We start from the raw sequence: 18,967 nt of genomic DNA on the forward strand, positions 1-18,967 counted from the left end.
GCTTGGTGGACAGTCATTCCATGTACTAGCTGCTGAAGTACCCCGCACAACACTTCTTGAACTTCTGCCCACTCGCACACGGGCAAGGGTCATTGCGCCCGAGTTTGAGTTGCACGGTCGGGTCGATGAAGTACCAGCGCCCGGCGTTCTGTACGAAGGATGAGCGCTCTCGATGACTGTGCTCGCCATTGCTGTCGTGCCAGCGCGCGGTGAAGGTCACGAAAGCGTGTTCAGGCTGGCCGCCCAGCACTTCGGAGCTTTCCACCTCAAGGCCCAGCCACGTACTTTGCGCGCTCCAGTCGCTGATCGATTGACGGTCCAGGCCGGCCTGTTGGGCGGGCAGGGTGGTGGCCACCAGATAGTCGACCAACCCCAGCACATAGGCGCTGTAGCGTGAGCGCATCAAGGTTTGCGCGCACGGCGCCGGGTGTCCGGCATGGTAGTGACCGCAGCAGGCGTCGAGCAGGGTGCCGCTGCCGCAAGGGCAAATGGATGTACTCATTGCATTACCACCAGTATTTCCCGAAGTTTTCCGGATTGGCCCAGAAGCGCGAATTGAGCCAGTCGGGGACTTGTTTGTATTCAAGCAGATCGTAGGTAAACAGGGTCAGGACCTGTTCGTCCCGTTGGAAGCGTTCACTGGCTTGCAGGGCCAGGGAGAAAAAGTCGGTTTCCTGCCAGCCACAGGCCGGCAGATCCGCCAGCACCGCGATGCGGCTGGCGTTGAGGTTGCGAATGCCGCCCAGCAGGTTCAGGCCGTCGCGCTTGGGCAAATGCTCCAGGCAATCGACCACCAGGGCCAGGTCGAAACGGCGGGCCGCCAACTCGTCGGGCAACGGCCCGGGGGCGGCGAAAGCGACGCAGCTGTCCGGGTGAGCGAGTTTGAAAGCCTCCAGTGCCGGGAACTCGCTGGCGCCGATCAACAACAGACGTGCGGGGGCATATCGGTCGAGTAACGCGGCCAGTGCCTGTTGTGGCGTGCGTGAAGAAATACCTGCAGTCATCGAAGATCCTCAATCAGATCCGCCAAGACTAGCCTGCCCTTACGTTCGGGCCTAGAGCGCCTTGGCGACAAAAGCGCCAAGCTGCCGTTAATACGCGAATAAACAGCATGGCCTATTGCTGGCGGAGTTTAAAACTCGGGTCTTTACTACCTGAATCGGTTCTAAGCCGATCCTTCAGGAGAAAACTAGATGAGCATAGTTCGGACAGCATTACCCTTGGTTCTGCTAACCAGTGTCTTGACTGGTTGCGCAGGTTTGCAGAAAACCGACTGGCCGACCTGTGCGGCTGTTGGTGGTGTCGTGGGTGCGGGCCTCGGAGCGACCGAAAGCTCGGCATGGGCAGGGTATGGTGCTCTGCTCGTCGGCGGTACGGCAGCGGCTTATTGCTGGGTGCACGGTGATGGCGACGAAGACGGCGACGGTGTGCCGGATAGTCGCGACAAGTGCCCAGGCACGCCTAAAGGCGTTCAAGTCGATGCCAACGGTTGCCCACCACCTGCGCCTGTGGTCGAAGAAGCGGTTGTGGTTCAGGAAGAAACCATCGTCATTCGCGATGTCCACTTCCAGTTTGATAAAGCCACGCTTACCTCGTCCGACAAACTGGTACTCGACAAGATTGCCACTCGCCTGAAAGCCGAAGCCCCGACTGCTCAACTGACCGTAACCGGCCATACCGACAGCGTGGGTAGCGACGCCTACAACCAGAAACTGTCGGATAAACGCGCCCACTCGGTGGTTGAATACCTCATCGATCAAGGCGTACCTCGCAGCAACTTCGTGTCGGTTGTCGGTGCCGGTGAAAGCCAGCCGGTTGCTGACAACAAAACCGCTGACGGTCGTGCACAGAACCGTCGTACCGAAATCAAAATCCAGCGTTGAGCCCCCCTCGCATCCGCGCCTTGTGCAGTCGCGGATGCGGGTCTTTACTCCTGTGTAACCGGTATTGGCCGGGGACACAGGAGCTTTCAACATGATCGTTCTCACAAGGACCGTCTTGCCGGTTCTGCTACTTGGCAGCCTCTTGACCGGCTGCGCGACCCACAGCGATGGCACCGCCCCCCTCAATCAACGCACCTGGCCAATTTGCAGCCTCATCGGCGGTCTGGTCGGTGGTGGTCTGGGCGCAATCGAGAGTAGTGCCTGGGCCGGGGGTGGGGCGGCGCTGGGTATCTTGTCCGGCGGCTTGATCTGCTATGCCCTGGATGGCGACGAAGATGGCGACGGCGTTTTCGACCGACGCGACCGTTGCGCTGATACCCCTGCCAATACCCCGGTCGACCATCGCGGTTGCGTGGTGCCGCAGTACCCGGACAGCGTCCAGGTCGAGCCTGCGCAATCCGAAGTCATTACTCTGAGCGATGTACTGTTTGTCTTCAATCAATCCGAGCTGACCCCGACGGCGAAGAGTCAACTGGATGCGTTGATGAGCAAGTTCGAGGATGCCGATGTGGTCAGCATCAAGGTGGTCGGCCACACCGACAGTGTCGGTTCGGATGCCTATAACCAGGCGTTGTCGGAGCGGCGTGCCAGCAGCGTGGCGGAATACCTGTTGAGCCAGGGTGTGGCGCCGAACAAAATCACCAGCGAAGGCAGGGGCGAGAGCCAACCGATTGCCGACAACGAAACAGAAGAAGGCCGTGCGAAAAACCGTCGCGTGGAACTGCATATAAACCGCTGAACCAAGAGATAGAGCCGTCGAGCGACTGGTGTGATCGCTGCGACGGCCGTTCGGCGGCCTCCATGAAGAATTTTCCCTTGCCCTCTGGCTTATCCCGCGTGGAAGCCGTTACTGTGCGCGCAAACAATAATTCTCATCGGGGGCGCGTATGAAAGTCATATGGGGACTGGGGCGATTACTGACCTTGCTGTTCTGGGCGGTAGTGCTGGTCAATCTGCTCACACCGTTTGTCTTTCCGCTGCACCCGTTGGTCAACCTGGCCGGCGGCCTGTTGGGGTTCATCCATCTTCTGGAAGCGTTGCTGTGCTATCGCAGCCTTCGAGGTCGCGCCCATCCCTGGCTTGACCGCTTGAAGATCGTCATTTTCGGCGTATTCCACCTGCAAACCATTCCAGCCCCCACCGCTTCGAAGGCTTCCCATGCGTAAACTCTGTCTGCTCGCCGCACTCATCAGCCCATTGGCCTGCGCACAGGTGGTGAGTGTCGAACCCAACTCGCTGATGCGCTTGCCCAACACCGCCAGCGCCCTGCAACTGGAACGTCTGGAAGTGGCCGATTACGGCACCTTGCTGATTCCTTCGAACGTCACCGAAGTCACCGTGGGTGAATTGCATCTGGGGCGTGAAGCGCGCATTGCCATCGTGCCGGGGGAACAGGCGCTGGCGCTGAAGGTCCGTCGCGCTGATTTGTCCGAAGGCAGCCAGATCACCTCCCGTGGCTCACCCGGGACCTACCAGAAGGCCGCTCGATCCGGGCGCAGCCTTGATTTGCAGATCAAGACACTGAACGCAGCGCAATTGACCGTTGATGCTCGCGGTGGTGCGGGTGCACCGGGGTTCGTTGGTCTTGATGGGGGTAACGGCCAGGAACCGGGCTGCACATGGGGTCAGGCCGGTCGCGGTGCCGATGGCAGTGATGGCAGCAACGGTCAGCCGGGAGCACCGGGGGCGCTGGTCAAACTGGCAGTGCCGCACGACTTCCCGGCAGACCGGATCAAGGTTCAGGTGGCTGGCGGTGCCGGTGGCCTGGCCGGCCCGGGCGGCAAACCGGGCGCGGGTGGCAAGGCCAAGGGCTGCCTGATTTACAAGGCCGATGGTGGCAAGAGCGGTAAACCCGGGGCTGATGGTCAGCCTGGGCCAGAAGGTGCGGCGGGTTCGGTGACGGTGCAGCGGTTGTAAGCTGTTGCCGAAATGTGAGCGGTCTGTCAGACCGCTATCGCGAGCAAGCTCGCTCCCACAGGATCTGTGCAGTTCCTGAGTGCGAGCTTGGTCCGGGCGGCGTTCCGACGATGCTTTTAGAACATCGGCCGGGCCGCGGCAATCACCACCAAAGCCAACCCTACCAGCAGATTGATCCCCACCAACTTGCGGATCCGTCCCAGCACCGCTGCACCGGCTGGCCAATCCTGCTCGGCCACGGCGGTGCGCAGTTCCGGCAGCATCAGCGCCTGAATGCGGATGAACAGCGCGGTCATTACCACATACAAGCCCATCATCACCTGCACATAACGCGGCGCGGCTTCAAAACCATTGAACTGCATGTGCAGCATGCCCACACCGCTGACCGGCAATAGCACCACCGCCACCCAGACCCAGCGAAAAAAGCCTTGAAACACTTCTACCCACAGCTTCAGCCGGGCAGGGCCTTCAAGTGCCTTGATTGCGGCGGGGCGCAGGATCATCCAGGCGAAAAACATGCCGCCGACCCAGACCAGGGCCGCCAGTACGTGCAGGCTATAAATGAGGCTAAAAGGTGTCATTGGGTTACTCCGTTCTGCGCGGGATTCATTAGCGGGGTATGATAGCGACCGAACCGAACTACTGAAAATTTATCCAGCGTTTTTTGCGTCCGACAATCCATGATCAGCACTGAACTCAAAACCACGATCCAGGGCGCCTACTCGCGTTTTCTCGAAGCCAAGAGCCTCAAGCCGCGCTACGGCCAACGCCTGATGATCGCCGAAGTCGCCAAGGTCCTGGGTGACATCGACACCGACGACGAAGGCCGGCGCAGTGGCGACCCCGCGATTGTCGCGGTGGAAGCCGGCACCGGTACCGGCAAGACCGTGGCCTACAGCCTGGCGGCGATTCCCACGGCGAAAGCCGCCGGCAAGCGCCTGGTGATCGCCACGGCCACCGTGGCCCTGCAAGAGCAGATCGTCTACAAGGACTTGCCTGACCTGATGCGCAACAGCGGGCTGAATTTCAGCTTCGCCCTGGCCAAGGGACGCGGGCGCTACATGTGCCTGTCCAAGCTCGACATGTTGCTCCAGGAAGGCCACGCGCAGACCGCCACCGCTCAGTTGTTCGAAGAAGAAGGTTTCAAGATCGAGGTCGACGAGGCCAGTCAGAAGCTGTTCACCAGCATGATCGAAAAACTCGCCGGCAATAAGTGGGACGGCGACCGCGACAGTTGGTCCACCGCGCTTGAAGACGCCGACTGGGCGCGCCTGACCACCGATCACAGCCAGTGCACCAACCGTCATTGCCCGAACTTCGGCCAGTGCGCCTTCTACAAGGCCCGCGAAGGCATGGGCAAGGTCGACGTGATCGTCACTAACCACGACATGGTACTGGCCGACCTGGCCCTGGGCGGCGGCGCCGTGCTGCCGGACCCGCGCGACACCATCTACGTGTTCGACGAAGGCCATCACCTGCCGGACAAGGCCATCGGCCACTTCGCCCATTACACGCGCCTGCGCTCCACCGCCGACTGGCTGGAAACCACCGCCAAGAACCTCACCAAACTTCTGGCCCAGCACCCATTGCCGGGAGATCTGGGCAAGTTGATCGAGCAGGTGCCGGAACTGGCGCGGGAGATCAAGACCCAGCAGCAGTTCATGTTCACCGCGTGCGAGCAGATTGCCGATTTCAAGCCCGGCGAAGACGTCGAAGGCCGCGAGCGCCCGCGTCACCGATTCGTCGGCGGGGTGATTCCCGAGCACATGCGTGAAATGGGCATCGAACTGAAGAAAGGCTTCGCACGGCTGACCGATCTGTTCACCCGCCTGACCGAGTTGCTCAAGGAGGGCATGGACGGCGAGGTCAACATTGGCATCGCCAGCAACCAGGCCGAGGAGTGGTATCCGCTGTTCGGCAGCTTGTTGTCGCGTTCTTCCGGCAACTGGGAGTTGTGGACCGCCTTCACCGTCGAAGACCCGGAAGACAACCCGCCCATGGCGCGCTGGCTGACCCTGGCCGAAAGCGGCTCGCTGTTCGATATCGAGGTCAATGCAAGCCCCATCCTTGCGGCGGAAATGCTCCGGCGCAACCTGTGGAACGTGGCGTATGGCTGCCTGGTGACGTCGGCGACCTTGACGGCCCTCGGCACCTTCGATCGCTTTCGCATGCGCGCTGGCCTGCCGAAAAAAGCCGTGACCGCCGTGGTCCCAAGCCCCTTTCATCATGCCGACGCCGGTGTGTTACGGGTGCCGAACCTGAACGCCGATCCCCGTGATGCAGCGGCGCATACCGCCGCGATCATTCGTGATTTGCCTGAGCTGGTCGAAGGCTCGCGGGGCACGCTGGTGCTGTTTTCCTCGCGCAAACAGATGCAGGACGTGTTCGACGGCCTGGACCGCGACTGGCGCAAGCAAGTGTTCATCCAGGGCAATCTGTCGAAACAGGAAACCCTGAACAAGCACAAGGCGCGGGTCGATGGCGGCGATTCCAGCGTGTTGTTCGGCCTGGCAAGCTTTGCCGAAGGGGTCGACTTGCCCGGCGCCTATTGCGAGCACGTGGTCATTGCCAAGATTCCTTTCTCGGTACCCGATGATCCGGTCGAAGCGGCGCTGGCCGAATGGATCGAAGCCAGGGGCGGTAATCCGTTCATGGAAATCTCCGTGCCGGACGCCTCGCTGAAGCTGGTCCAGGCTTGCGGTCGCTTGCTGCGCACCGAAGAAGACCGCGGCACCATCACCTTGCTCGACCGGCGCCTGGTGACCCAGCGCTATGGCAAAGCCATCCTCAATGCGTTGCCGCCGTTCCGTCGAGAAATTTCCTGAATCACCGGTGGGCAGTTTTGCCCGCCGCGTTGTCTATCTCTCTGCCATCGCTTTTCCACTGGCCCATTGAAGGTCGTTAGGGAGAATTTCGTTCTCATGATTTGCCGTTCGTTGCCTGCTGTTTTTGCCATGCTGTTCGCAACACCGCTGTTGGCCGCCCCGGCCAGCCAGCAGACGCTGTTCAACTTTGTGCGCCCCGCCGACGTGGTCCAGGTGGCGACTCAGGACGCCAGCCTGCCGCAATCCAACGCCGAGCAAACCCCCGAGGGCGAAGTGCTGCGCCGGGTGACGTTCAACCCGGTCGCCCGGCCGACGTTGCGCCTGACCCCGCAAACCGGCGCCTGGGACTGGTCGCAGTCGGGCGTCATGAGCCTGCGGATCCAGAGCGCCATGAATTGGGCCTTGACCCTGTACGTGACCATCCAGAGCAACGATGGCAAGACACTGGTCAGCCGCGTCGATCTGCCGGCGGGGCCTGCGCAAACCCTGTTGGTGCCTTTGCAGGCGACATCACCGCTGAGCCAGGGCATGAAGGCTGGTCCGCCGATGCCGATGACCGTTGAGGGGCAGCGAGTGTTGCTGGCCAGCAGCGCCGGTGAGCTGGATCGCAGCCGGGTGGTGTCGGTGAGCCTGTCGATGGACCAGCCCAAAGCCGCGCAAAGCATCCTGCTGGAGCGCTTTGGTGTGCAGGACGGTGAATCGATAACCCACGCCGTGTATGGCGGGTTGGTGGATGCCTACGGCCAGTCGACCCGAAACAAATGGCCGGAAAAAATCAGCAGTGACGAACAACTGAAAAGCGCCGCCAGCAAGGAGCAGCAGCAACTGAAAACCTGGCTGGCCGAGCGCGAGAAGTCCTCCCTGGACAAGTTCGGTGGTTTGACCAAAGGCCCGTCCTTCAAGGCCAGCGGCTTTTTCCGCACCGAGAAACGCGATGGACGCTGGTATCTGGTGACGCCGCAAGGCCATCCGTTTTATTCGCTCGGGGTTAACACCGTCGCTGCAGACGTCAACCCGACCTACGTTGCCGGTCGTGAGTGGATGTTCGAATCCCTGCCCAAAACAGATGACGCACTCGCCAGCCATTACGGCGAAGGCGACAACCGTGGCGGCAACGGTGCCGATCAAGGGCGTGGCTACAATGCCGGTCGCTGGTACGACTTCTATGGTGCCAACCTGCAGCGCCTGTATGGCGACCCGTGTGTGAAGGGCAGCGATACCAAGGCGGGCGTCGCCGCGGCGGCCAAGGCGGATGCAGTTGAGGCGACGGCGGCCAAGGCGGCGGTGCAACCTGTAGTGCCTGCAACTGCCGAGTCTGGTGTCGCCGAAGCGGCCAGGACTGAAGCGACGGTAGCGAAAGCCGCCGAGCAAAAAACCGCCGAACCGTGCAAGCCGCTGTTCGACGAGCAGCGTTGGGCCAGTCACACCCTTGATCGCTTGCAGGCCTGGGGCTTCAACACCATTGGCAACTGGAGCGCACCCGTATTGGGCGACGCTGATCGCGTGCCCTATACCTTGCCGCTGTCGATCGTCGGCGACTACGCCAGCATCAGCACCGGTACCGACTGGTGGGGCGGCATGCCCGACCCCTTCGACCCGCGTTTCGCCATGGCCACCGAACGTGCCGTGGCCATTGCCGCCCGCGATCATCGTGACGATCCGTGGCTGATCGGTTACTACGCCGACAACGAACTGGCCTGGGCCGGTCCCGGGGATGACCCGAAAGCCCGGTATGCCCTGGCCTACGGCACCTTGAAAATGACCACCGACGTGCCGGCCAAGCGCGCATTCCTCAAGCAACTGCGTGACAAGTACCGCAATCAGGCTGGCTTGTCGAAAGCCTGGGGCATCGATCTGGCGGCCTGGGAACTGATGGAAGATCCGGGATTCGTGCCGCCGTTGCCAAGCGCCGAGCACCCGGAAATCGAAGCCGATTTCAAATACTTCCAGAAGGTCTTTGCCGACACTTACTTCAAGACCATCTCCGACTCGCTCAAGTGGCACGCACCGAACCAGCTATTGCTCGGCGGCCGTTTCGCCATCAGCACGCCGGAGGCAGTGGAGTCCTGCGCCCAGTATTGCGACGTGTTGAGCTTCAACATGTACACCTTGCAACCCCAGGATGGTTACGACTTCGCCAGGCTGCGCAGTCTCGACAAACCGGTGCTGATCACCGAGTTCAATTTCGGCTCGGCTGATCGTGGCCCGTTCTGGGGCGGCGTTACGCCGTTGGTGAAGGAGGAAGACCGCGGTCCGGCGTACGCCAACTTCCTCAAGCAGGCATTGAGCGAGCCGTCGATTGTCGGTGTGCATTGGTTCCAGTACCTCGATCAACCGGTCACCGGGCGCCTGCTTGACGGTGAAAACGGTCACTTCGGGTTGGTGGGCATCACTGATCTGCCGTTCCAGGGGTTTGTCGACAGCGTGCGCAAGAGCAACCTGGCGACAGTCGAGCAATTGGGCAAAGAGGCCGAGAAGGCTGCGGCCGCCGCCGACAAAGCCAGCCACGACGCCGAGGGCGGCCGCAAGGCCGACGCCGGCAAGGGGCCGGGGAAGGGCGCGGGCGGGCACACCGGGAATGGCCACTGAGTCCTGACACCGCGTTATCGTTCTTCGCGAGCAAGCCCGCTCCCACAGGAGGATGCATTCCAATGTGGGAGCGGGCTTGCTCGCGAAGGCGTCATCAGCATCTCCACTGCATTTCAGGTTGATGGCAGAGCGACCGCCCGGCCCAACCCTGTTCCCAAAACCCTCAAGGGCTGGAACAATGCCCGCCACTTTGTAGAGCGTTAATCCGGGGAGTTGCGGGTGCAGATTCAGGGTCATTACGAGCTTAAGTTCGAGGCGGTGCGAGAGGCGTTCGCGGCGCTGTTCGACGATCCCCAGGAACGTGGCGCAGCGTTGTGCATTCAGGTCGGCGGCGAAACCGTCCTCGATCTGTGGGCCGGCACTGCCGACAAGGACGGGACCGAGGCCTGGCACAGCGACACCATCGCCAATCTGTTCTCCTGCACCAAGACCTTTACCGCCGTCACCGCGCTGCAATTGGTGGCCGAAGGCAAGCTGCAACTGGATGCCCCGGTCGCGCGCTACTGGCCCGAATTTGCCGCTGCCGGCAAAGAGTCCGTCACCTTGCGCCAACTGCTCTGCCATCAGGCCGGCCTTCCGGCATTGCGCGAGTTACTGGCCCCCGAAGCCCTTTACGACTGGCAAACCATGGTCGACGCCCTGGCCGCCGAAACGCCGTGGTGGACGCCGGGCGAAGGCCACGGTTACGCGGCGATCACCTATGGCTGGCTGATCGGCGAATTGCTGCGCCGTGCCGACGGTCGTGGGCCGGGTGAATCCATCGTCGCGCGGGTCGCCAAGCCGTTGGGGCTGGACTTCCATGTGGGCCTGGCCGACGAAGAGTTCCATCGCGTGGCCCACATTGCGCGGGGCAAGGGCAATGTCGGCGATGCCGCCGCCCAGCGCCTGCTGCAAGTGACCATGCGTGAGCCAGCGGCCATGACGACCCGGGCGTTCACCAACCCTCCGTCGATCATGACCAGCACCAACAAGCCCGAGTGGCGACGCATGCAACAGCCAGCCGCCAATGGCCATGGAAATGCCCGCAGCCTGGCCGGGTTCTACGCCGGCCTGCTCGACGGCAGCCTGCTGGAAAGCGAAATGCTCAATGAGCTGACCCGCGAGCACAGCCTCGGCGAGGACAAGACCTTACTGACTCGGACCCGTTTCGGTCTGGGTTGCATGCTCGATCAACCGGACGTTGCCAATGCCACCTTCGGCCTTGGCCCGCGGGCGTTCGGTCATCCGGGTGCCGGCGGCTCCATCGGTTTTGCCGACCCGGAGCACGACGTGGCTTTCGGATTTGTGACAAATACCCTGGGGCCGTACGTCTTGATGGACCCGCGTGCGCAAAAGCTGGTGCGGGTTCTGGCCACTTGTCTGTAAAAGCGGTTATCGGGTTCCAGGGCTGGAACCCGATAGCCTTTTCAGTTTCAAAGCGTCAGTTTGTGCGGGCCGCTGTGGCCAGATTTTTTTGACTTCATTCTTGTGGATATCCAATGTCATCCAATAAAACCCTCGCCTTGGCCCTGTGCTTTGCTATTACCGGTTGCGCACAGACTCCACAGAGAGATGCGACAGCCCCCGTTGCCAAGACTGAAAGTGGCAGCCATTGGTACTGGCCATTCGGTTCCGACGAGAGCGCCGGTAAGCCTGCGGCCAAGCCGGAGGTGAAACCTGAAGTCAAACCCGTTGCGGTGGCCAAGGCCGAAACCGATAGCGGCAGCAAGTGGTGGTGGCCGTTCGGCGGCAGCAAGCAGAGCGCCGCCAAGGCTGTGCCGATGCCCGACCCGAAAGTCACCCAGGCCTGGCTTGACGACTATGAACCGCGCCTGCGGGAGGCGGTCAAGGGCAGTAACCTGCAACTCGAGCGCCGCGAAAACGTGCTGGTGGTGACTGCGCCGGTCGAAGGCTCGTTCAACCCTGACCGTCCGGCCATGCTGCTGCCGGTCACACTCGGTCCGTTGACCCGCGTTGCCAAAATCCTTGAAGCCGATCCAAAGTCCGCTGTGTTGATCCTCGGCCACAGCGATACGTCCGGCGCTGCACCTGCCAACGTCAAACTGAGCCAGGAGCGTGCCCAGGCCGTTGCGGCGATTTTCCGTCTCAGTGGTTTGCAGCGTGATCGCCTGATGCTGCGTGGTCTGGGCGGTGATGCGCCGCGCGCCGCCAACGACAGCGTGGAAGGGCGTGCGTTGAACCGCCGCGTGGAGCTGCTGGTGACCCCGCAAAACACCATGGCCGCACTGCTGAGCAAGTACAATATGCCGGCGCCGGCCCCTGTGACCAAGGTCACTGCTGCTGAGGTCAAGCCGGTCGCCAAGCCTGTGACACCGGCCCCGGCGGCTAAAAAAGCTGCTGTTCCAGCGGCGAAAAAAGCCCCCGCGAAAAAAGCACCGGCCAAGAAAACACCTGCGAAAACCGCAACGCCGGCGAAAAAGACCACGCCAGCCAAAGCCTCCGCGGCTGACAAGAAAGGCGCAGCCACCGATACTGCAAAGCAGTGATTCGTTAACCAAAAGGAATGCGCCATGACCCAGGGCCTGGCTGATATGCGTCGTGACTACACCCGTGATGGCTTGACCGAGGCACAAGCCCCGGCCGAGCCGTTTGCGTTGTTCCACCAATGGTTCGCCGACGCGGTGAAAACCGAACAGGTGCCGGTGGAAGCCAACGCCATGACCCTGGCCACCGTTGACCAGGACGGTCGACCGCACTGTCGCATTCTGTTGCTCAAGGGCCTGGACGAGCAGGGCTTCACCTTTTTCACCAACTACGACAGCGCCAAGGGCCAGCAACTGGCCGCGAATCCGTATGCGGCCATGACGTTTTTCTGGCCGGCGCTGGAGCGCCAGGTGCGCATCGAAGGGCGGGTGGTGAAGGTGACGCCTGAAGAGTCCGACGCTTACTATCAGGTCCGTCCACTGGGCAGTCGCCTGGGAGCCTGGGCGTCGCCGCAGAGCCGGGTGATCGCCGATCGTAGCGAGCTCGAAGCGCTGCTCAAGGACACCGAGCAACGTTTCAGCGACACCCAGCCCCATTGCCCGGAACACTGGGGTGGTTATCGCCTGCTGCCGGAACGCATCGAATTCTGGCAGGGTCGCCCAAGCCGCCTGCACGACCGCCTCAATTACCGCCAGCAGGGCGCCGACTGGATTCTTGAACGTCTGGCACCCTGAGCAGTCTACCGATCGGGATAGCCTGCCGCAGCGGCCTCCAGCCACTTCGGCAGGTCTCGACGCTTGATCTTCTGCGCCTGAGCACTCGCCAATCGTTCGAGCATGAAGGCTTTTTTCTGCTCGTCCTTGCCCGCTAGCGCTAGCGCCAGATCGCGGTCCATCCAGCGTTTGATCCGCACGTACAGCCACCAATGGAAGTACAAACCGGCAACAGTCGTGACGACGATGATAAAGTAATCCATGGGAATCCTTGGCCAGTGGGGCAGCTTTGCGAATTTGCCGCTACTGTGTGGGTTCGTGGAGGCGCCTTAACGGAGCCTGAATCAAACCAATTTTACCCGGGCGATGCCGTGACAGGCGTCAAGTAGCGGAGTTTAATGAACAACTGTTTTTTTGGAGTTGATGCTATGCGTAAGTCTGTTCTGCTGGTTGCTTCCTTTTCCACGATGGCGATGTTGCTCACTGGTTGCCAATCGAGCCTGACCGGTGACTCCTACTCCCGTGACGAGGCGCGTCGTGTGCAGACCGTTCGCATGGGCACCATCGAAGCATTGCGCCCGGTGAAAATCGAAGGCACCAAAACCCCGATCGGCGGCGCTGCAGGTGCAGTGGTCGGCGGCGTTGGCGGCAGTGCTATCGGTGGCGGTAAAGGCAGCGTCGTTGCAGCGGTTATCGGTGCCGTGGCCGGTGGCCTGCTCGGTTCAGCCGCTGAAGAAGGCCTGACCCGCACCCAGGGCGTGGAAATCACCGTGCGCGAAGACGATGGCAGCATGCGCGCCTACGTTCAGGAAGTTCAGCCGAACGAAGTGTTCCGTGTCGGCGAACGTGTGCGCATCGCCAGTGTGAATGGCACCAGCCGCGTTTCGCACTAAGCGCAAACACCGGCTAAACAAAAACCCGATCAGGTGACTGATCGGGTTTTTTGTTTTTCAGCTCAGGTGAGTCCTGATTGATGCTGGCCGTTATGGCGGTTTATCAGGAAGCCAGCGCGTTGTTCTTGCGGCTCGCCATCGCCGTCACCACATAACCGATCAGTGCAGCCAGAATCGAACCGGTCAAGATCCCCATGCGGTCCATCCCGGCGAAATCACTCACGCCTGGCTCGAAGGCCAGCGAGCCGACAAACAGGCTCATCGTGAAACCGATGCCGCAGAGAATCGCCACGCCCAGTATCTGGCCCCAATTGGCACCTTGGGGCAGGGCGGCGATACCGGTTTTCACGGCCAGCCAGGTCAGGCCGAAGACACCGACGGTCTTGCCCAGCAGCAGCCCGATGGCGATGCCCATGGGGACGTGGTGAGTGAAGCTCTCGACGGTGACACCGCTCAGGGACAGGCCGGCGTTGGCAAAGGCGAACAATGGCAGGATGCCGTAGGCAACCCACGGGTGCAGGGCATGCTCCAGGGCAAGCAGTGGCGAAGGTTCGGCATTTTTCGTGCGCAACGGAATGCAGAATGCCAGGGTCACGCCGGCCAGGGTGGCGTGGACACCGCTCTTGAGCACGCAGACCCAGAGGATCAGTCCAATGATCATGTAGGGCCCGAGCTTGACCACGCCAAGCCGGTTCATCCCGATCAGCGCCGCAATACAGGTCGCGGCCAGCGCCAGAGACAGGGTCGACAGCGCGCCGGAATAGAAGATCGCAATGATGATGATCGCGCCAAGGTCGTCGATGATCGCCAGGGTCATCAGGAACAGTTTCAGCGATACCGGAACCCGTTTGCCCAGCAGTGCCAGTACGCCAAGGGCGAAGGCGATATCGGTGGCGGTCGGGATTGCCCAGCCGTTCAGGGCGGCTGGCGTGTCGCGATTGAGGTACCAGTAGATCAGCGCCGGCACCACCATGCCACCAATGGCGGCTGCACCGGGCAGCACGATTTGCGACGGTTTGGACAACTGGCCGTCGAGTACTTCGCGCTTCACTTCCAGGCCGATGAGCAGGAAGAACAGCGCCATCAGGCCGTCGTTGATCCACAGCAGCAAGGGCTTGGCGATTTTCAGTGCGCCGATCTGGGCCACCACGGGGGTGTCCAACAGGCCGTTGTACAGCCACGACAGCGGCGAGTTGTTGATGATCAGAGCCAGAACGGCAGCGGCGATCAGTAACAGACCGCTGGCAGCTTCCAACTGAAAGAAACGCGTGAAAGTGCTACGCAGAGGCAAGGTCGCTCTCCATCCATGAATTCAAAAGGTGTTACACCCTAACAAGTACCGTTAGTTGTTAAAACAAAAGTTATATTCTTTTTTGTTATATGCCGTTACAGAGTGATCCCTCGGCACCGACCTGAGCCTAGCAGTTGCCCGGCGTATTGGATTTCATCTGTACCTGTGCTGGATGCAGGATTTTTCCTAAGCTTGTTGGCTGAGCCTTGTCAAAAGGCCGACTCCTGCCCGATACAACGAGAAAACCATCATGAGCGACAATCGACAGTGGTCCCGCGAAGCGATCCGGATCATCGAAGCCGATTTCCAGCGCAGCGCCGACACCCACTTGATCCCCTTGCCGCTGCCGGGTTTTCCAGGCATCGAGTTGTATTTCAAGGATGAGTCCAGCCACCCCACGGGCAGCCTCAAGCACCGTCTGGCCCGTTCGCTGTTCCTGTATGCGCTGTGTAACGGCTGGCTCAAGCCCGGTGCGCCGGTGATTGAGGCATCCAGCGGTTCGACGGCGATTTCCGAAGCGTACTTCGCGCGCATGCTGGGCTTGCCGTTCATTGCGGTGATGCCGGCGACTACGTCCAAGGAGAAGATTGCGCAGATCGCCTTCTACGGTGGTCAAAGCCACCTGGTGGACGATCCGACCCAGATCTACGCCGAGTCCGAGCGCCTGGCCCGTGAGCACGACGGGCACTTCATCGACCAGTTCACCTACGCCGAGCGCGCCACCGACTGGCGGGCGAACAACAACATTGCCGAGTCGATCTTTCAGCAGATGCGTTTCGAGCAGCACCCCGAACCGAGCTGGCTGATTTCCAGCCCCGGTACCGGCGGTACCACGGCCACTCTGGGCCGATATGTGCGTTATCGCCAGCATGGCACCCGCGTGCTGTGTGCCGATGCCGAGCGTTCGGTGTTCTTCGATTACTACCAGACCGGCGATGCCAGTCTGCGACTGGACCACGGCTCGCGTATCGAGGGCATCGGCCGGCCGCGCGTGGAAGCGTCGTTTCTGCCCAAGGTGATCGACGCGATGGTCAAGGTGCCGGATGCCTTGTCGCTGGCGGCCATGCACTACTTGGCGGAGCGTCTGGGACGGCATGTGGGCGGGTCGAGCGGGACCAACCTGATCGGCGCATTGATGGCCGCCCAGCACATGAAGGCGGCAGGGGAGACGGGGTCGATGGTGGCGATTCTGTGTGACGGCGGCGAGCGCTATGCCACGACCTATTACGATCAGGGCTGGCTCAAGGCTCAGGGGTATGAACTGAGCGGTTTGATGGCTGCGGTGGCAGCGACGGTGGAGCGGGGTGAGCCGTTGCCGGACTCGGTTTTGCGCGCCAATATCTGACACACCGAAGATCAAATGTGGGAGCGGGCTTGCTCGCGAAGACGGTTTCACATCCAACATATGCATTGGCTGATCCACCGCTTTCGCGAGCAAGCCCGCTCCCACATTAGAGTGGTATCAGGCCTCGAGACCGAGGATGTCCCGGGCCACCGCTTCAGCAATGCGAATCCCGTCAACACCCGCCGACAGGATCCCGCCCGCATAACCGGCCCCTTCACCGGCCGGGAACAAGCCCTTCACGTTCAGGCTCTGCAACGACTCGTTACGGGTAATGCGCAGCGGCGACGAGGTGCGGGTCTCGATCCCGGTCAGCACTGCGTCGTGCAGCGAGTAACCACGAATCTGCTTCTCGAATGCCGGCAAGGCTTCGCGAATTGCTTCGATGGCGAATGCCGGTAGTGCCAGCGCCAGATCACCCAGGGCAACGCCCGGCTTGTAGGATGGCTCGACGCTGCCCAGTTCGGTAGACGGTTTGCCCGCGATAAAATCGCCGACCAGTTGCGCCGGGGCTTCGTAGTTGCTGCCGCCCAGCACGAATGCGTGGGACTCCAGGCGTTCCTGCAGCTCGATACCGGCCAGCGGGCCGCCCGGATAATCGACTTCCGGCGTGATGCCGACGACGATGCCGGAGTTGGCATTGCGTTCGTTACGCGAGTACTGGCTCATGCCATTGGTGACCACGCGGTTTGGCTCGGAAGTCGCCGCCACCACGGTGCCGCCCGGGCACATGCAGAAGCTGTAGACCGAACGGCCGTTCTTGGCGTGGTGCACCAGCTTGTAGTCGGCGGCGCCCAGTTTCGGGTGGCCAGCGTATTTGCCCAGCCGCGCACGGTCGATCAGCGACTGCGGGTGCTCGATGCGGAAACCCACCGAGAACGGCTTGGCTTCCATGAACACGCCACGGCCGTGAAGCATGCGGAAGGTGTCGCGGGCGCTGTGGCCGAGGGCCAGGATCACGTGTTTGGAGTGGATCTGTTCGCCGCCATTGAGTTCGACGCCGACCAGTTGGTCGCCTTCGATCAACACGTCGGTGACGCGCTGCTGGAAGCGCACTTCACCGCCCAGGGCGCGAATCTGCTCACGCATGTTTTCCACCACGCCGGTCAGACGGAACGTACCGATGTGCGGTTTGCTGACGTAGAGGATTTCTTCCGGAGCACCGGCCTTGACGAATTCGTGCAGGACTTTACGGCCGAGGAATTTCGGGTCCTTGATCTGGCTGTAGAGCTTGCCATCGGAGAACGTCCCCGCGCCGCCTTCACCGAACTGCACGTTGGATTCCGGGTTGAGCACGCTTTTGCGCCACAGGCCCCAGGTGTCCTTGGTGCGCTGGCGTACTTCGGTGCCGCGCTCGAGGATGATCGGCTTGAAGCCCATTTGCGCCAGCAGCAGCCCGGCGAAAATCCCGCACGGGCCGAAGCCGACGACGATCGGCCGCACGCTCAGATCGGCTGGCGCCTGGCCGACTTCTTTGTAGCTGACATCCGGTGCCACGTTGACGTTACGGTCATCGGCAAACTTGTGCAGTACCGCCGCCTCATCGCGAACTTCAAGGTCGATGGTGTAGATGAAGCACAGTTCGGAGGACTTTTTGCGCGCATCGTAGCTGCGCTTGAACAAGGTGAAATCGAGCAGGTCATCGCTGGCAAGCCCTAAGCGCTGCACGATGGCAGGGCGCAGGTCTTCTTCGGGATGGTCGATCGGCAACTTGAGTTCGGTGATTCGTAACATGGCGGGATCCGGTTCGCGGGGCGCACAACTGCGCCAGGGCGTTTGAAACCCGCGATTATAAGCCTCAAAGGCGCAGGCCCGTGAGGCTTAAACGATCAGTCGTCGCGCGATCCGCCGAAATACCCGCAGCCGCGCTGTACCTGACCGTCGATGCGCAGCTCGGCACTCATGTGCTGGATGCTGCCGGTGCTGCTGTCGACGCAACGTTGCGGTGCAACCCACAGTTCGATGTGCTGGTTGTTGGCTTCGGTGCTGAGGTTGAAACGGCCATCGCCCAATTGCTCCTCGACGTAAGGCACGGCCAACGGCGGCTGGCCGGCCCGGTCGAGGACCATGCCTTTGCCGCTGACTTTCACGCTCCACTCCGGGGTGTGGCCGGCGGCGCGCAGGATCAGCAGCTTGAAATTCGGATCGTCGCACGCGGTGCCCGAGCGCTCGACGCGGTACAACTGCTCCAGATCGAGCTGGCCGTCACCACCGCTGCCGGCCACAACCCGCCCGCGCACGTCGGCAAACAGCTTGCCCTGCTTGTCCGCCAGGTTTGCGGCCTGCTGCAGGACGCTGGTACCGCCCGTGTCGTTGACCACGTAGCGGTTTGTCTGGTTGCACGGCTGGAACAGCAGTTTGCCGTCCGCCGCGGTCAACTGGCCTTGCATGCGTGTCTGGCCGACATGGGAGGCGTTCTGCCGCTCACCCTCGAACAACTGGCAAGCGGCGAACAGCGGAAGCAGGGCAACGAGGACTAAGGAACGGGCAACACGCATCTTGGGGTCTCCTGACAGGTGCCGCCACGTTACTCAGGCTGACCGTTCATCACAAGGCTGGAGTTGGTCACTGGCAAAGTAGAGGGTGATTTGCGGCAACATCCTGTGAATTATTCCGATGCCGAGTGTCACGATGCCGAAGGTAAGCTGCCGCGTTTTCGCAGGGGCGGATATGAAGAACGCAATGGGCTGGAAGATCTGGATGTTTTCAATTGTGATGACGGGGGCCACGGGCAGTCAGGCTGCCGAGATCAGTTTGTCTTCGGCAATCGACTTCACCCGAATGGAGTTGCTATTGAAGGACAACGACAGACTTCATTCGGTGTTTGAAATGAATGTCACGCTCAGTCCTGAAGCAACTGAGCGTATGCAGCGCATTACACGCGAGTCAATAGGCCAGAAATTGACGCTATCGATCAATGGTTGGAAGGTTTCTACGGCGACAGTGCAATCGGTCTTGGGCTCGCAGTTCAGGGTGTCCATCCCGAAAGCCATCGCCAAAGACCTCTTGCCCACGTTGGTTGATTGAGCT

At 61.3% G+C, this 18,967-nt stretch carries 19 protein-coding genes; 12 read left to right on the forward strand and 7 right to left on the reverse strand.

The features are described 5' to 3' along the window. Positions 1 to 25: 25 nt before the first annotated feature. Both PspS34_RS05905 and PspS34_RS05910 read right to left on the reverse strand, forming a co-directional pair. Positions 26 to 502 (reverse strand): YchJ family protein, encoded by a 477-nt coding sequence (locus PspS34_RS05905; RefSeq protein ID WP_057716123.1) that lies wholly within the window; start codon positions 500 to 502, stop codon positions 26 to 28. Positions 503 to 506: 4 nt separating this feature from the next. Further along, complete coding sequence (locus PspS34_RS05910) at positions 507 to 1,004, reverse strand: DUF6231 family protein (protein ID WP_090453527.1); 498 nt, start codon at positions 1,002 to 1,004, stop codon at positions 507 to 509. Positions 1,005 to 1,193: 189 nt separating this feature from the next. Here PspS34_RS05910 and PspS34_RS05915 point away from each other — a divergent pair, with 189 nt between their 5' ends. The 4 genes from PspS34_RS05915 (at position 1,194) to PspS34_RS05930 (ending at position 3,860) form a co-directional block, all read left to right on the forward strand. Then, positions 1,194 to 1,883, forward strand: a complete 690-nt coding sequence (locus tag PspS34_RS05915; RefSeq protein ID WP_057716121.1) for an OmpA family protein — start codon at positions 1,194 to 1,196, stop codon at positions 1,881 to 1,883. A 91-nt stretch (positions 1,884 to 1,974) separates the two neighbouring features. Then, positions 1,975 to 2,682, forward strand: coding sequence for an OmpA family protein (locus PspS34_RS05920; protein WP_154861797.1), 708 nt, complete (start codon positions 1,975 to 1,977; stop codon positions 2,680 to 2,682). Between the two features lie 148 nt (positions 2,683 to 2,830). Further along, positions 2,831 to 3,109, forward strand: a complete 279-nt coding sequence (locus PspS34_RS05925; RefSeq protein ID WP_150812938.1) for a DUF1145 domain-containing protein — start codon at positions 2,831 to 2,833, stop codon at positions 3,107 to 3,109. After that, positions 3,102 to 3,860 (forward strand): hypothetical protein, encoded by a 759-nt coding sequence (locus PspS34_RS05930; protein ID WP_090453531.1) that lies wholly within the window; start codon positions 3,102 to 3,104, stop codon positions 3,858 to 3,860. Before PspS34_RS05925 ends, PspS34_RS05930 begins: the two co-directional genes overlap by 8 nt. A 116-nt stretch (positions 3,861 to 3,976) precedes the next feature. On the opposite strand, the gene PspS34_RS05935 is transcribed toward PspS34_RS05930, so the two are convergent. Then, positions 3,977 to 4,441 carry a CopD family protein gene (locus PspS34_RS05935; protein WP_154861796.1) on the reverse strand — a complete coding sequence of 155 codons (465 nt, stop codon included), beginning with the start codon at positions 4,439 to 4,441 and terminating at the stop codon, positions 3,977 to 3,979. Between the two features lie 99 nt (positions 4,442 to 4,540). Between PspS34_RS05935 and dinG the strand changes: the two genes are divergently transcribed. The 5 genes from dinG (at position 4,541) to pdxH (ending at position 12,432) form a co-directional block, all read left to right on the forward strand. Continuing rightward, a complete protein-coding gene (gene dinG, locus PspS34_RS05940) occupies positions 4,541 to 6,685 on the forward strand; it encodes an ATP-dependent DNA helicase DinG (protein ID WP_007992389.1) in 2,145 nt (714 codons plus the stop codon). A gap of 96 nt (positions 6,686 to 6,781) precedes the next feature. Next, on the forward strand, positions 6,782 to 9,274 hold the full coding sequence (locus tag PspS34_RS05945) for a beta-galactosidase (protein ID WP_154861795.1): 2,493 nt from the start codon (positions 6,782 to 6,784) through the stop codon (positions 9,272 to 9,274). Between the two features lie 219 nt (positions 9,275 to 9,493). After that, positions 9,494 to 10,639 carry a serine hydrolase domain-containing protein gene (locus PspS34_RS05950; protein WP_150812942.1) on the forward strand — a complete coding sequence of 382 codons (1,146 nt, stop codon included), beginning with the start codon at positions 9,494 to 9,496 and terminating at the stop codon, positions 10,637 to 10,639. 113 nt (positions 10,640 to 10,752) lie between these two features. Continuing rightward, positions 10,753 to 11,760, forward strand: coding sequence for an OmpA family protein (locus PspS34_RS05955; protein ID WP_150812943.1), 1,008 nt, complete (start codon positions 10,753 to 10,755; stop codon positions 11,758 to 11,760). Positions 11,761 to 11,784: 24 nt separating this feature from the next. Then, entirely contained in the window at positions 11,785 to 12,432 is a 648-nt protein-coding gene (gene pdxH / locus PspS34_RS05960) for a pyridoxamine 5'-phosphate oxidase (RefSeq protein ID WP_150812944.1), read from the forward strand. A gap of 5 nt (positions 12,433 to 12,437) precedes the next feature. Here pdxH and PspS34_RS05965 read toward each other — a convergent pair whose 3' ends face one another. Beyond that, on the reverse strand, positions 12,438 to 12,674 hold the full coding sequence (locus PspS34_RS05965) for a hypothetical protein (RefSeq protein ID WP_046041257.1): 237 nt from the start codon (positions 12,672 to 12,674) through the stop codon (positions 12,438 to 12,440). A 165-nt stretch (positions 12,675 to 12,839) separates the two neighbouring features. On the opposite strand from PspS34_RS05965, the gene PspS34_RS05970 reads away from it, so the two are divergent. Beyond that, a complete protein-coding gene (locus tag PspS34_RS05970; RefSeq protein ID WP_057716111.1) occupies positions 12,840 to 13,304 on the forward strand; it encodes a glycine zipper 2TM domain-containing protein in 465 nt (154 codons plus the stop codon). 103 nt (positions 13,305 to 13,407) lie between these two features. On the opposite strand, the gene nhaA is transcribed toward PspS34_RS05970, so the two are convergent. Continuing rightward, on the reverse strand, positions 13,408 to 14,595 hold the full coding sequence (gene nhaA / locus PspS34_RS05975; RefSeq protein WP_150812945.1) for a Na+/H+ antiporter NhaA: 1,188 nt from the start codon (positions 14,593 to 14,595) through the stop codon (positions 13,408 to 13,410). Between the two features lie 247 nt (positions 14,596 to 14,842). On the opposite strand from nhaA, the gene PspS34_RS05980 reads away from it, so the two are divergent. Further along, positions 14,843 to 15,940 (forward strand): PLP-dependent cysteine synthase family protein, encoded by a 1,098-nt coding sequence (locus tag PspS34_RS05980; RefSeq protein WP_173677912.1) that lies wholly within the window; start codon positions 14,843 to 14,845, stop codon positions 15,938 to 15,940. A 117-nt stretch (positions 15,941 to 16,057) separates the two neighbouring features. Here the strand turns inward: PspS34_RS05980 and PspS34_RS05985 are convergent, their stop codons facing one another. Together PspS34_RS05985 and PspS34_RS05990 are read right to left on the reverse strand one after the other, a co-directional pair. After that, on the reverse strand, positions 16,058 to 17,671 hold the full coding sequence (locus PspS34_RS05985; RefSeq protein ID WP_150812946.1) for an NAD(P)/FAD-dependent oxidoreductase: 1,614 nt from the start codon (positions 17,669 to 17,671) through the stop codon (positions 16,058 to 16,060). Between the two features lie 95 nt (positions 17,672 to 17,766). Beyond that, complete coding sequence (locus PspS34_RS05990) at positions 17,767 to 18,435, reverse strand: hypothetical protein (protein WP_102669884.1); 669 nt, start codon at positions 18,433 to 18,435, stop codon at positions 17,767 to 17,769. Positions 18,436 to 18,607: 172 nt separating this feature from the next. Between PspS34_RS05990 and PspS34_RS05995 the strand changes: the two genes are divergently transcribed. Further along, positions 18,608 to 18,964, forward strand: a complete 357-nt coding sequence (locus PspS34_RS05995) for a hypothetical protein (RefSeq protein WP_150812947.1) — start codon at positions 18,608 to 18,610, stop codon at positions 18,962 to 18,964. Positions 18,965 to 18,967 lie beyond the last annotated feature (3 nt).

Origin of the sequence: Pseudomonas sp. S34 (assembly GCF_009866745.1) — a bacterium.
GTDB classification, from domain to species: domain Bacteria; phylum Pseudomonadota; class Gammaproteobacteria; order Pseudomonadales; family Pseudomonadaceae; genus Aquipseudomonas; species Aquipseudomonas jessenii.

What these genes read in the sequence shown, in the direction of transcription:
- PspS34_RS05905 (WP_057716123.1), bottom strand. Translation starts at nt 502, where the DNA reads ATGAGTACATCCATTTGCCCTTGCGGCAGCGGCACCCTGCTCGACGCC.
- PspS34_RS05910 (WP_090453527.1), bottom strand. Translation starts at nt 1,004, where the DNA reads ATGACTGCAGGTATTTCTTCACGCACGCCACAACAGGCACTGGCCGCG.
- PspS34_RS05915 (WP_057716121.1), top strand. Translation starts at nt 1,194, where the DNA reads ATGAGCATAGTTCGGACAGCATTACCCTTGGTTCTGCTAACCAGTGTC.
- PspS34_RS05920 (WP_154861797.1), top strand. Translation starts at nt 1,975, where the DNA reads ATGATCGTTCTCACAAGGACCGTCTTGCCGGTTCTGCTACTTGGCAGC.
- PspS34_RS05925 (WP_150812938.1), top strand. Translation starts at nt 2,831, where the DNA reads ATGAAAGTCATATGGGGACTGGGGCGATTACTGACCTTGCTGTTCTGG.
- PspS34_RS05930 (WP_090453531.1), top strand. Translation starts at nt 3,102, where the DNA reads ATGCGTAAACTCTGTCTGCTCGCCGCACTCATCAGCCCATTGGCCTGC.
- PspS34_RS05935 (WP_154861796.1), bottom strand. Translation starts at nt 4,441, where the DNA reads ATGACACCTTTTAGCCTCATTTATAGCCTGCACGTACTGGCGGCCCTG.
- dinG (WP_007992389.1), top strand. Translation starts at nt 4,541, where the DNA reads ATGATCAGCACTGAACTCAAAACCACGATCCAGGGCGCCTACTCGCGT.
- PspS34_RS05945 (WP_154861795.1), top strand. Translation starts at nt 6,782, where the DNA reads ATGATTTGCCGTTCGTTGCCTGCTGTTTTTGCCATGCTGTTCGCAACA.
- PspS34_RS05955 (WP_150812943.1), top strand. Translation starts at nt 10,753, where the DNA reads ATGTCATCCAATAAAACCCTCGCCTTGGCCCTGTGCTTTGCTATTACC.
- pdxH (WP_150812944.1), top strand. Translation starts at nt 11,785, where the DNA reads ATGACCCAGGGCCTGGCTGATATGCGTCGTGACTACACCCGTGATGGC.
- PspS34_RS05965 (WP_046041257.1), bottom strand. Translation starts at nt 12,674, where the DNA reads ATGGATTACTTTATCATCGTCGTCACGACTGTTGCCGGTTTGTACTTC.
- PspS34_RS05970 (WP_057716111.1), top strand. Translation starts at nt 12,840, where the DNA reads ATGCGTAAGTCTGTTCTGCTGGTTGCTTCCTTTTCCACGATGGCGATG.
- PspS34_RS05985 (WP_150812946.1), bottom strand. Translation starts at nt 17,671, where the DNA reads ATGTTACGAATCACCGAACTCAAGTTGCCGATCGACCATCCCGAAGAA.
- PspS34_RS05990 (WP_102669884.1), bottom strand. Translation starts at nt 18,435, where the DNA reads ATGCGTGTTGCCCGTTCCTTAGTCCTCGTTGCCCTGCTTCCGCTGTTC.
- PspS34_RS05995 (WP_150812947.1), top strand. Translation starts at nt 18,608, where the DNA reads ATGAAGAACGCAATGGGCTGGAAGATCTGGATGTTTTCAATTGTGATG.